At 56.6% G+C, this 11,394-nt stretch carries 13 protein-coding genes, 1 tRNA gene and 1 pseudogene; 10 read left to right on the forward strand and 5 right to left on the reverse strand.

Annotated elements, in window-relative coordinates; all coding sequences use genetic code 11:
• The first annotated feature begins 109 nt into the window (after nt 1–109).
• The 4 genes from LOC54_RS03870 (at nt 110) to LOC54_RS03885 (ending at nt 2,592) form a co-directional block, all read left to right on the forward strand.
• Nucleotides 110–703 carry a cupin gene (locus LOC54_RS03870; protein ID WP_279312519.1) on the forward strand — a complete coding sequence of 198 codons (594 nt, stop codon included), beginning with the start codon at nt 110–112 and terminating at the stop codon, nt 701–703.
• Complete coding sequence (locus tag LOC54_RS03875; protein ID WP_279312520.1) at nt 700–1,431, forward strand: NADPH-dependent F420 reductase; 732 nt, start codon at nt 700–702, stop codon at nt 1,429–1,431. Before LOC54_RS03870 ends, LOC54_RS03875 begins: the two co-directional genes overlap by 4 nt.
• 113 nt (nt 1,432–1,544) lie before the next feature.
• The gene (locus tag LOC54_RS03880; RefSeq protein WP_279312521.1) at nt 1,545–1,676 is read left to right on the forward strand and encodes a hypothetical protein; all 132 of its coding nucleotides are present in this window, start codon (nt 1,545–1,547) and stop codon (nt 1,674–1,676) included.
• Between the two features lie 346 nt (nt 1,677–2,022).
• On the forward strand, nt 2,023–2,592 hold the full coding sequence (locus LOC54_RS03885) for a hypothetical protein (protein WP_279312522.1): 570 nt from the start codon (nt 2,023–2,025) through the stop codon (nt 2,590–2,592).
• A gap of 85 nt (nt 2,593–2,677) precedes the next feature.
• On the opposite strand, the gene folD is transcribed toward LOC54_RS03885, so the two are convergent.
• The gene (gene folD, locus LOC54_RS03890; RefSeq protein ID WP_279312523.1) at nt 2,678–3,631 is read right to left on the reverse strand and encodes a bifunctional methylenetetrahydrofolate dehydrogenase/methenyltetrahydrofolate cyclohydrolase FolD; all 954 of its coding nucleotides are present in this window, start codon (nt 3,629–3,631) and stop codon (nt 2,678–2,680) included.
• A gap of 72 nt (nt 3,632–3,703) precedes the next feature.
• On the opposite strand from folD, the gene LOC54_RS03895 reads away from it, so the two are divergent.
• The 3 genes from LOC54_RS03895 to LOC54_RS03905 are packed head-to-tail and all read left to right on the forward strand — an operon-like array spanning nt 3,704 to nt 6,412.
• Nucleotides 3,704–4,759 carry a low specificity L-threonine aldolase gene (locus LOC54_RS03895; RefSeq protein ID WP_279312524.1) on the forward strand — a complete coding sequence of 352 codons (1,056 nt, stop codon included), beginning with the start codon at nt 3,704–3,706 and terminating at the stop codon, nt 4,757–4,759.
• 36 nt (nt 4,760–4,795) lie between these two features.
• Nucleotides 4,796–5,260, forward strand: a complete 465-nt coding sequence (locus LOC54_RS03900) for a RidA family protein (RefSeq protein ID WP_279312525.1) — start codon at nt 4,796–4,798, stop codon at nt 5,258–5,260.
• Between the two features lie 6 nt (nt 5,261–5,266).
• Nucleotides 5,267–6,412: a GNAT family N-acetyltransferase gene (locus LOC54_RS03905; RefSeq protein ID WP_279312526.1), complete on the forward strand. Its 1,146-nt coding sequence runs from the start codon at nt 5,267–5,269 to the stop codon at nt 6,410–6,412.
• 3 nt (nt 6,413–6,415) lie between these two features.
• On the opposite strand, the gene LOC54_RS03910 is transcribed toward LOC54_RS03905, so the two are convergent.
• The 3 genes from LOC54_RS03910 to LOC54_RS03920 all read right to left on the reverse strand — a co-directional run bounded on the left by LOC54_RS03910 (nt 6,416) and on the right by LOC54_RS03920 (nt 8,087).
• Complete coding sequence (locus LOC54_RS03910) at nt 6,416–7,147, reverse strand: SDR family NAD(P)-dependent oxidoreductase (protein WP_279312527.1); 732 nt, start codon at nt 7,145–7,147, stop codon at nt 6,416–6,418.
• Nucleotides 7,148–7,290: 143 nt separating this feature from the next.
• Nucleotides 7,291–7,366, reverse strand: a tRNA-Ala gene (locus LOC54_RS03915).
• A gap of 118 nt (nt 7,367–7,484) precedes the next feature.
• Nucleotides 7,485–8,087, reverse strand: a complete 603-nt coding sequence (locus LOC54_RS03920; RefSeq protein ID WP_279312528.1) for a Maf family nucleotide pyrophosphatase — start codon at nt 8,085–8,087, stop codon at nt 7,485–7,487.
• 463 nt (nt 8,088–8,550) lie between these two features.
• On the opposite strand from LOC54_RS03920, the gene hemE reads away from it, so the two are divergent.
• The 3 genes from hemE to hemJ are packed head-to-tail and all read left to right on the forward strand — an operon-like array spanning nt 8,551 to nt 10,783.
• On the forward strand, nt 8,551–9,618 hold the full coding sequence (gene hemE / locus LOC54_RS03925) for a uroporphyrinogen decarboxylase (protein ID WP_279312529.1): 1,068 nt from the start codon (nt 8,551–8,553) through the stop codon (nt 9,616–9,618).
• On the forward strand, nt 9,615–10,337 hold the full coding sequence (locus LOC54_RS03930; protein ID WP_279312530.1) for an HAD family phosphatase: 723 nt from the start codon (nt 9,615–9,617) through the stop codon (nt 10,335–10,337). The genes hemE and LOC54_RS03930 overlap by 4 nt, the downstream gene beginning before the upstream one ends.
• Entirely contained in the window at nt 10,337–10,783 is a 447-nt protein-coding gene (gene hemJ / locus LOC54_RS03935; RefSeq protein ID WP_279312531.1) for a protoporphyrinogen oxidase HemJ, read from the forward strand. The genes LOC54_RS03930 and hemJ overlap by 1 nt, the downstream gene beginning before the upstream one ends.
• On the opposite strand, the pseudogene LOC54_RS03940 reads toward hemJ, so the two are convergent.
• A pseudogene (locus LOC54_RS03940) lies at nt 10,770–11,300 on the reverse strand (autotransporter strand-loop-strand O-heptosyltransferase); the annotation flags it as partial. The gene hemJ and the pseudogene LOC54_RS03940 overlap by 14 nt on opposite strands.
• Nucleotides 11,301–11,394 lie beyond the last annotated feature (94 nt).

Below are 11,394 nucleotides of genomic sequence, written 5' to 3' on the forward strand. Positions count from 1 at the left end.
CGGCCTTCCGCCTGATGGCCCGCATCGGATGACTGACATCCGGGAGACGAGCGGAACGGATTTTTCCGCCGGGCGGGCCGGTTTCATCTGACAGAAAGGAGCGCGGGCCATGGAGCGGCGTACTTTCAATTCCATTCTCACCGGGCTGGGACTTTCCTTCGGCGCCGGGCGCGTGCGGGCGGCAGCGGCCGCCACACCCGCAAGGACTGAACATTTTATCCTGCGGCAGAATGACTGGGTTCCGAACAACCAGGAACTGCCGGTCATCCTGTGGCGCAATGCTCTTCCCGTGTCCGGCGATGATCCCGCATCGGCTTTCGAGGAGCTGTTCCAAAAGAACGGCTGGCCCCCGCAATGGCGGAACGGCGTCTACCCCTTCCATCACTATCACACGCTCGGACATGAGGTGCTCGGCTTTTCCGGAGGATCGGCCAGGCTGATGCTGGGCGGCCCGGATGCACGGACTGTCGATGTGCATGCAGGGGATATCGCCCTTCTGCCTGCGGGCACCGGGCACATGAATCTCGGGTCCGATACGGCCTTCGAGGTCGTGGGAGCCTATCCGCCCGGACAGAGTTTCGACATCGTCAGGCAGGCTCCTGACGCCGCACAGAGAACAAGACTGGAAAAACTGCCGTTCCCGTCCTCAGACCCGGTACAGGGTGCAGGCGGACCGGTCAGCACATTATGGAGATACGGATGACACGCATAACCCGACGCACGCTGGGCACCCTGCTCGTCGGATCGCTGCCGGTACTGACCCGCCGGGCTGCCCTGGCCACCGGACCGGCACCGGAGCGCAGGGACCTGAAAATCGGACTGATCGGTGCGGGACAGGTGGGCGGAACCCTGGCCGGTCTGTGGGTTGCGGCAGGATACCACGTGATGCTGTCGGCCCGCTCTGAAGACGAGGCACGCGAGGCTGCAGCCAGGCTGGGCCCGTCAGCCTCGGCCGGCACCCCCGCACAGGCTGCCGCATATGGCGACGTGGTCGTGCTGGCCGTTCCGTTCCGCGCAATTCCGTCACTCGGTCAGCAGCTGAGCGGAGTGGTGAAAGGAAAGATCCTGCTTGATCCGAGCAATTTCTACTCTTTCCGGGACGGCGCCATTGCAGCGACAGCCGCACAGGACGGAGCCGGACCCACGACCAGCCGGTATTTCCCCGGCGCACGCGTCGTACGGGCATTCAACTCCATCGATATGAGCGTCCTGCGGTCAGAAGCCCGCCGCGCCGCACCGCTCCTTGCCGTGCCCGTTGCCGGGGACGATCCGGCTGCCGTCAGCACCGTTGCCGATCTCGTCCGGGCCGCCGGATTCGATCCGGTCATCACCGGCAATCTGGCCAGCTCCGTCCTGTTTCAGCCCGGAGGCCCCGGTTTTGAGGTCAGGGCCAATGCGGCAGAGCTCAGGAGCACTCTGGGAATCAGATAAAGGCTCGCCCCCGTGGTGTCACAAGATGATGTGTCTGTAATCCCGGCACAAAATCTCTTCCCCTTGGCGAATAGCGGGTACAGAATGAGCAGGTCAGACATAGGAGCGATATCATGTCTATCTGTAAGAAAAGTGAAGGTTCCTGCGAAAGCGGAAAAAAATGCCGCGTCCCCTTCGTGTGCAAGCTGATCACCCTCGCCATCATCGGCGGCGTGGTTGTCTGGTACAGGAAGAACAAGGCCTGATCAGATTCTCCGGACCGGTTTCGAATCGGTCCGGAGTAATATTTACTATATATTTTTCTGTATACCGCGTATATATTTATAATATAGATCGTATTTCCTGAAGTGAATACGATATTTCCTCAGTAATGAGGATGACTATGCTCCTGTTAATTTCGCAAATTCCCAAGTGATATAAATTATTCAGAATAAAAAAAAGATCAGTAATATAATTTATATCAGCATCACGGGAGGATACCTGATAACGAACAGTGACATCATAAATACTACTTATAAAAATGTTACAAGAGTATTTATTTCAGTATAGAGGAAAAATTCTATATTTCTTACATAAAAATAAGATATAATTATGGATATAAACTCATTTTTTATAACAGAAATAAATGAAAATTTTTATTTTAGTTTTTTTCTCTTCTGTCTGGTTACTTTTCCGTCTCAGGCAGAAGATAGAGTCTTCTCAACCATCCTTCAGTGTAAAAATTCTCATGCGATTATAAAAAGCACGTGCGATATATCGTCAAAAGATATTTTCTGTCCTTCACAGGTCATGACTGTAAAGTGGACTGATCATACAGGTGAACATACCAGAAATATCGATTTTACATGGCGCAAACAAAAGCAGCCACAAAAACTGATAGATAGCTGGGCATGTATTACAAACCAGAAAAAAGAATCATATTTTATACTGAGCTGGAGCTGTACAGCCAGCCCGGCAGGTACTCCGATGTCTTCTGCGGACTACTGCAGTGAGGAAGACGGATCTCATAATCTTATACAGATCATCGATCTTTACGGAAAAGACCTTGATGCAGATCATTCTCTTCTTTCCCGATCCAATACGGATCTTATTAAAAATATCGGGGTTGATCAGATTCTGAATAATTCCGGCATAAAAATGAATGATGTAAAACTGTATTGATCTCCCCTTTTAAAGAGGAACTGGAGCCTGATCGGGCCCTGTTCCCGGATCTGAGACAGACCGGAAACATCGGAACGGGGAGTGGTCAGACCGCTTCCCGCCCCTCGATCTGGCGGCAGGCAGCCAGATAGGTGTTGCGCAGCAGGCAGGCGATCGTCATCGGTCCGACCCCGCCCGGAACCGGCGTGATGCGTCCGGCAACCGGAGCAACCTCGTCAAATGCCACATCTCCCACCAGCCGCGTCTTGCCCGACTCAGTGGGAATGCGCGTGATACCAACATCGATCACGGTCGCACCAGGCTTGATCCAGTCCTTCCTGACCAGACCGGACACACCCGTCGCGACAACGAGAATATCGCCCTGGCGTGCGATCTCTGCCGTGTCCCGGGTCTCTTTATGCGCGATCGTGACCGTGCATCCTTCGGAAAGAAGCAGTTCCGCCATCGGTTTACCGACCAGGCTCGATGCCCCGATAACCACGGCGTGAAGCCCCTTGAGATTATCGCCAAGCTCTGATTTCAGTAGCATAAGGCAGCCCAGCGGCGTGCAGGGCACAAGTCCCGGCGTGCCCAGGCTCAGGCGACCGGCATTAATCTCTCCGAGGCCATCAACGTCTTTATCGGCCAGGATCGCGTTAGTTATCCTGCGGGGATCAAGACCGGCAGGGAGCGGAAGCTGTACGAGAATACCATGAATTTCCGGATCCGCGTTCAGACGCCCGATCAGCGCCAGAAGCTCTGCCTCGGTCGTCGTTTCGGGCAGCATATCCATAAAGGAACGCATACCGGCACGATGCGTCTGAAGCGCCTTGTTACGGACATAGACCTCGCTTGCCGGATCATTCCCGACAAGGATCACGGCAAGCCCGGGGATCACACCATGTCGCGCGTGAAATTCCTTTACATCATCAGCCGTTTTCCGGATGAGATTCGCCGCGAAGGATTTACCGTCGATCAGACGGCCGCGCTCACCTTCCGGTGCGGAAGCTGTGCCGGGGTTGCGGGAAGAGGAAGTTTCGGGTGAGGGTTGCTCAGACATGGCGGATGATCGGACTCACACTCTGACTAAATGTTACGGACGTGGTTTACAGGGCATCAGGGACACCAAGGAATGGAACAGATACGCAGGAATTTCGCCAGCGACAATGTCGCACCGGTCAGCCCTGAAATCATGGCAGCCCTGGCGGAGGCCAATCGGGGGGCCGCTCCGTCCTATGGCGGAGATGAATGGACCCTGAGGCTGCAGGCAAAAGTCACGGAAATTTTTGAAACTCCCCCGGCCGCGATCCTTCCCGTCACGACAGGAACCGCCTCCAACGCCCTGGCACTCAGCGCGCTTACCCCGCCCTGGGGAGCCGTGCTGTGCGACGAGAGCGCGCATATCCTCAGTGATGAATGCGGAGCGCCGGAATTTTTCATGCATGGCGGCAAGCTCCGGCAGATTGCCTCTCCCGATGGCCGTATTGATCCGGAAATGCTGTCCCGCGCCATCGATCACGCGGATTTCCGGGGCATCCATGACAGCCGCCTGACCGCTCTCAGCCTCACCCAGGCCACGGAATGGGGCACGGTTTATTCCCTTGAACACTGCCGGGAGCTGACGGACCGCGCCAGAGCCTCCGGCCTTGGCGTGCATATGGATGGAGCACGGTTTGCAAATGCGCTGGCAACGCTGGGATGCACACCCGCAGAGGCAAGCTGGAAAGCCGGTGTCGATATCCTCTCGCTCGGTGCGACAAAAAACGGTGCACTCGCAGCGGAACTGCTGATCATTTTCAATCCGTCCTACACGAACGACATGACCCGCAGGATGAAACGCGGCGGACATATCTGGTCCAAGCAACGCTTCCAGAGCGCACAGCTTCTGGCGTGGTTTGAGGATGATCTCTGGCTGCGCAACGCAGCCCAGGCCAACGCGATGGCCACACGTCTTGCCCACGGCCTGGGCCGCCATCCGGGCGCGACACTTCCTTTTCCCACGGAAAGCAACGAGGTCTTTGTCATCCTTCCTGAAGCCGTCGTCGGTCATCTGGAAGCGGCAGGGTTCGTTTTCTACCGGTGGGAGACGCCACCGGGGATCACCGGGGTTCTGATCCGCCTGGTCTGCCGCTATGATACGCAGGAACAGGATGTTGATGCCCTGCTCGAGGCGCTCGACAGCTTCTGATCGCGATCTTTAACCCCATACAGCGAAAGTTCTTTCATGTCCGATACACCTGACTCCCGCCTTGCCACTCTTGGCATCACCCTGCCCGTCCCGGCCGTGCCGGTCGCAAATTACGTTTCATGGACACGCTCCGGCTCCCTGATCGTCATTTCCGGACAGCTCCCCTTAAAGGACGGAAAGCTTCTCGCTACCGGCAAGCTGGGCGGAGCCGTAACGGAGGAAACCGGTGCTCTGGCAGCGAAATACTGTATGATCGGGCTGATTGCGCAGCTTAAATCGGCTGTGGGAGATCTGGGGAAGGTCCGCAAGGTTCAGCGTCTCGGAGGATTCATTTCCTGCACACCGGATTTTACGAATCATGCAGCTGTCATGAACGGTGCATCCGATTTTTCCGTCGCCGTGTTCGGAGATGCCGGACGCCACGCACGCTCCACGGTCGGTGTGCCGTCCCTGCCGCTTGATGCGCCAGTGGAGGTGGAAGGCCTCTTTGAGGTCGACTGATCCGATATGACGGAATGGATCCTGTCCCTGCATGATGCAATATCCGGTATTCCCGCCTCGGACTGGGATGCATGTGCAGGACAGGATAATCCGTTTGTAAGCCACGCATTTTTATCGGCACTGGAAGACAGTGGTTCCGCGGGTCCGCGGACGGGATGGCTGCCCCGGCATATGTGCCTGTCTGACGGGACAGGAAAGATCTATGCCGTTGCAGCAGCCTGGCTGAAATCCCATTCCTTCGGCGAATATGTTTTCGACCACGGATGGGCACGGGCTTTTGAGCAGGCCGGCGGACAATACTATCCCAAACTTCAGATCGCGATTCCGTTTTCTCCTGTTCCCGGGCCGAGACTTCTCATACATCCTGATGCCCCGGCAGGCGCGCGCGATGCTCTGATTCAGGCCATCAGCCAGTATATGGAAGAAATGAATCTGTCTTCCGCGCATGTCACATTCTGCACGGAACAGGATCAGTCTGCACTGCACAGAGCCGAGTGGCTGGAGAGACTCGGTATTCAGTATCACTGGTCCAATCATCATTTCAGAACCTTCGATGATTTTCTGGAAACTCTTTCATCCCGCAAGAGAAAATCGATCCGGCGTGAGCGGAAGGCCGCGCTGGAATCCGGTCTGGAGTTCCGGACACTGTGCGGTGCGGATATCACCGAAGCACACTGGGATGCGTTCTTCGGCTTCTACCACGCAACCGTCGATCGCAAATGGGGACAAGCCTATCTGACCCGACGGTTTTTCTCTCTCCTCGGAGCATATCTGGAAAAAAACGTCGTTCTCATGATGGCTTTCCACAACGGCCGCCCGGTCGCAGGGGCCCTCAATCTGGCCGGAACTGACACGCTCTATGGCCGGAACTGGGGATGTTCGGAGGAACATCCGTTCCTTCATTTCGAACTGTGCTATTACAGAGCGATTGATTTCGCGATCGAACACGGACTTTCACGTGTAGAGGCCGGGGCGCAGGGTGAGCACAAAATTCAGCGCGGCTATCTTCCCGTGCTCACCCGGTCGGCCCATCTGATCGCACATCCGGGACTGCGTGACGCCGTCTCAGGTTTTCTTGATCAGGAACGCGCCGCCATTCTGGAAGAGGCCGAAGCGCTGCTCGCGTTCTCCCCCTTCCGGAAAGACGGCTGATCGTCAGGCGCAGAGACCCCCGTCAACCGTCAGTGTGGTCCCGGTGATATAGCCCGCTGCAGGGCTGGCCAGAAACGAAACGGCCCTGGCGATATCTGTGGTTTTTCCATAAGACTGCGTTGCCGTGAATGAGCGGATCAGATCCGCACCGCTGCCGTCTGCCGGGTTGAGATCCGTATCGACCGGGCCGGGCTGGATAACGTTTGCCGTAATTCCACGCTGCCCCATATCGCGCGCCACACCCTGTGCAAATCCGATCAGAGCGGCTTTCGTTGCAGCATACAGGGAAATTCCCGGGAAAGGTGCCCTCTCCCCGAAGGCAGATCCCATATAGATCAGCCGGCCACCCTCTTTCATATGCCTGGTGGCTTCCATGGTCTCCACCATGACCGCACGCAGGTTCAGATTAAGAACCCGGTCAATATCCTCAATCGTCATCTCATTAATCGGACCATACGGATACATGCCCGCATTACAGATCAGAACATCAATCCGTCCGAACTCAGAAAGTGCTGCGGCAATCACAACCCGGTTCCCCTCAGTCGTGGAACCGTCAGCCTTCACGGCCAGCGCCCTGCGCCCCTTGTCACGAATCCCCTGGGCTGTCTTCTCTGCCGCTGCCGCATTGCCGGCATAGGACAGAACGACGTCCAGCCCGTCTTCAGCAAGCTGAAGTGCTGCAGCCGCGCCGATCCCCCGACTGCCGCCAGTTACAATAGCCACACGTGTCGTCATGAGAAATTTCTTTCCTGCTGAGAATTCCGAGACAGACTTTCTTCGAAAAAAGAAAGCGCTGCAGAATACCTAGAGGAAAGCGGAATATCCGTGAACCTGACAGAAACCCGATCTGCAGGATATATTTTTCCGGACAGGGAAACTGGTGGAGCCAATCGGAATCGAACCGACGACCTCCTGAATGCCATTCAGGCGCTCTCCCAACTGAGCTATGGCCCCATCCGTCCTTTGCATCACATACTGATGCTCAGGCAGCGGCGCTCCCTATACCGCCCCTGCACCATAACCGCAAGCCCGTTCCGGAAAATATCGGCAAAAAACTTTCCGTAACCGCCCGTCAGACATCAGCAATCGCGCCACAGACCCGCAATCCTTCCAGAAGAGGAAGCAGGGGGAGACCAAGAACCGCACTGTGCTCCCCGCTGACAGAGGCAAACAGATGGATTCCCGCCCCCTCCAGGCGATAGGCCCCCACACTGCTCAGACAGGCCTCTCCCTCTTCCTCAAGATAGCGATCAAGAAACGCATCCGAAAAATCCCGCATGACCAGTTCAGGCCGGGCAACATGCTGCCAGAGCACACGTCCGCCATATATAAGCACAACCGCCGTGTGCAGATGATGCTCCCTGCCTCTGAGCCTGCAGAGCTGCCGGCGGGCATCCGCCATATCCTCCGGCTTGTCGAACCACGCACCATCACAGCTCAGCATCTGATCGGCACCGATCACCAGAGACCCGGGATGCAGTGCAGAGACAGCCGCAGCCTTGGCCCTGGCCAGAGCAGAAGCAACCTCGTCCGGTGTGGACCCGTGCGCGCGCCCTTCCTCTTTCAGAGGCCCCTCATTCACCTCGGGCCGGACAGCGGTAAACGGAACTCCTGCAGAGGAGAGAATTTTCTGTCTTGTCACGGAAGTACTCGCGAGGATGAGATCAGTACTCATCCGGATCCACGGAGTTTTCCGTACTATTTCCTCTGCGCGCATGTATTTCCCTTCAGGTACCGGAGTCGGAGTCGGATGAAAAACAGGCTTATATCCCTGTCAGTACTTTCGCAGGTACCGGGGTACATGGGGATAGTACTGACTGCCGGAGAGACCCGTGTGGAGTACCGGGGACAGATCGTCCATCCGCATATCCGGTGAGTTGTACACAGCCCTCTGTCGGCAATTTCCGGATAACTTTCTCAAACCCCCGGAAACCCGCGAGTCCCGGAGTTGTACACAGTGTGGAAAAAACGGGGTACATTTTCGGAATATCGGGTACCCCGTCATCCACAGGCCCAATAAACATCTTTCATTTCTATTTTCTCTTTTCCTGTTTTAGAGAAGAGCCTGCAGATCGGGGACAGCCTTACAGGCGGGCCTCCGGTAGGGTTCTGAGACAGGTAAAGAGGCTGGCTGAACGATGACGAAGGAAACCAAGCGGCTTCTGCGCGTGCTGAACGGAGAATCCGTGTGGCCGCCTCCGGTATGGCTCATGCGGCAGGCCGGCCGGTTTCTGCCCGAATTCAGGGCCTTGCGGGAAAAAGCTGATTTTCTTACCCGCTGCATGACGCCGGATATCGCGACGGAAATCACGCTCCAGCCGATCCGCCGCTTCGGCATGGACGGGGCGATCCTCTTCTCCGACATCCTCGTCCTGCCCTGGGCCATGGGTCAGTCCCTGGAGTTCATCGAAGGCCGGGGCCCGGTGCTCGGACCAATCCGGAGCGCGGCTGATCTGGCACGGCTCGACCCGGCCCGCATTCCTGAAAGAACCGCGCCCGTGCTGGAGACGCTGGGCCGGCTGCGGGCTCAGCTGGACGGGCCGGACGCAATCGGGGTGGCCGCTCCGGGAAGCGTGACACAGATCGGCTTTGCAGGCTCTCCCTTCACCGTGTCGTGCTACATGGTCGAGGGGCACGGTTCCCGCGAATTCGCGTCCGTGCGCAGGATGTCATACGAGGAACCTGCCCTTTATGATCGCCTCATCGCGCTCCTGACCGAGACGACAACCGAATTCCTGTCCGCCCAGATAAAGGCCGGAGCAGAGGCGGTGATGCTGTTCGATTCCTGGGCAGGACTGCTGCCGCCTTCAGAATTCCGGCGGCATGTGATCGCGCCTACGCGCCAGATCACGAAGGAGCTGAAAAACCGTCATCCGGATATCCGTGTGATCGGCTTCCCCCGGCTGGCCGGTGTGATGGCTCCCGAATATGCTCGTGAGACCGGTGTGGACGTGATGGCGCTTGATACCGGTGCGGATTTTGCAAAAATTGCGGCTGAAGTCCCGAACGATCTGGTTCTGCAGGGAAATCTCGACCCGCTTGCCGTTCTTGCCGGCGGAGACGCCATGCGCAGGGAGGTTCTGGCAATCCGCGAGGCTGGACGCGGACGTCCGCACGTGTTCAATCTGGGTCACGGTGTTCTGCCGGAAACCCCACCGGAGCACGTCGGTGATCTGATCCGCACACTGAGGGAGACCGGCCTGTGACACGGCATACTGCGCTTGATCCTGAGGGATCTCTCGGTCTGGTGATTTTCGACTGCGACGGCGTTCTGGTCGACAGCGAGGTCGTCAGCTGCCGCATCCTTGCAACGGAGGCCCGCAGGCTCGGACTCGATCTGCCCGATGAACTTGCCGTTGAGATGCTGGCGGGAAAAGCCCTGACCCGGGTTCAGGAAGAGTTTGAGGACCGCACCGGGAAAATGCTGGGTGCGGAATGGGTGCAGCAGATGCAGGACGCCTTTGTCGCAAGCTTCGACATCGGCGTTCCGGTCATCCCCGGAGCACCGCAGATGCTGGACGACGTTCTTGCCCTGAATCTGCCGGTGCGTGTCGGGTCTAATTCCTCCCATGCCGAGATGGCCTCCAAATTCCGCGTGACCGGTCTTGGAACCCGTTTCGGAGAAGGCAGGATTCACTCGGGCCGGGAGATGAAAGCACCCAAACCCGCTCCGGATGTGTACCTCTACGCAGCTCAGCTCGAAAATGTCAGACCGGAGAACTGCGTCGTGCTGGAGGACAGCGATTCCGGTGCCCGTGCAGCTCTGGATGCAGACATGACCTGCGTCCTCTTCCGGCCTCTTTCCGCGCCTGTCCCTGAATGGATGACACAGGCCGGAAAAAGACTGATCAGAATTGAAAAACTTTCAGAGTTTCCGGTGATTCTGCGTAATGCACTGATATCCCAGGGTAGAATCAAACCGTGATGAACGGCCTGTCAGACTGGTATCTCTGGCTGAAAGCCGGGCACGTCATCTCCCTGATCGCCTGGATGGCGGGGATGTTCTACTTGCCGCGTCTGTATGTCTATCACTGTCAGGTTCAGCCTGACACGGCTGAAAGCGCACGCTTCATCATCATGGAGCGCCGTCTGCTCAGGGCCATTATCAATCCGGCGATGATCTCGACACTGTTCTTCGGGCTGCTTCTGGCAGCAACACCCGGGGTTGTGAACTGGCATGCAGGCTGGTGGTACGTGAAAATCGCCTGTCTGGCAGGTCTTTTCGGATTTCATGGTCTCTGTGCCCGCTGGCGTCGGAGCTTTGCAGAAAACAGAAACGTTCATTCGGAAAAATTCTATCGGATGGCGAACGAAATACCGACGGTTCTTATGGTCATTATCGTCATTATGGTTATCGTCAAACCGTTCTGATGTGATCTGTAAGGTCTGAAACAACCCTGATCACCTGATCGGCCGTAATCAGTCGCGTGCACTCGAACTGGCGGTCCGTTCCCGCATGACGCGGGCACCAGAGAAAATCCTTATGATCAAATCGCTCCCTGATATCATTCCAGCATGAATTACAGGTGTGCCAGTTGATGATCCGCCAGGGTGTATGAAATTCATTCGACGGATGCGTAAATCCGGAGATCATGACAACAGGTGTGCCGACACTCCATGCCAGCCATGCCAGACCTGAACTGAGACCGATAAAAAACTCAGCATGTCTGAGCCACCTGGCCCGCTCGGTCAGGGGCCTGTTTCCCGTTTCATCTTCCACATCATGCGGAAGATGATTCCAGACAATCCCTGTTCCGTGGACGGGACTCTGGTCGATACATATAACCCGATATCCCTTTTCCTTCAGGAAAGAGATAAGCTTTCTCCATCCTTCAGGATTGTTCCAGTATTTGCACTGTGTGCTGGCCTGCACGGCAATACAGACATAATACAAACCGTTGATTGCTACGTCGTGTCGTCAGTTAAGCAGTATGATGATTGAAGCGAACTGCACTGCTGCGAGGAAAGTAGATTTGAGTTTG

The organism is Acetobacter sp. AN02 (assembly GCF_029759835.1).
In the GTDB taxonomy this organism is placed as follows: domain Bacteria; phylum Pseudomonadota; class Alphaproteobacteria; order Acetobacterales; family Acetobacteraceae; genus Acetobacter.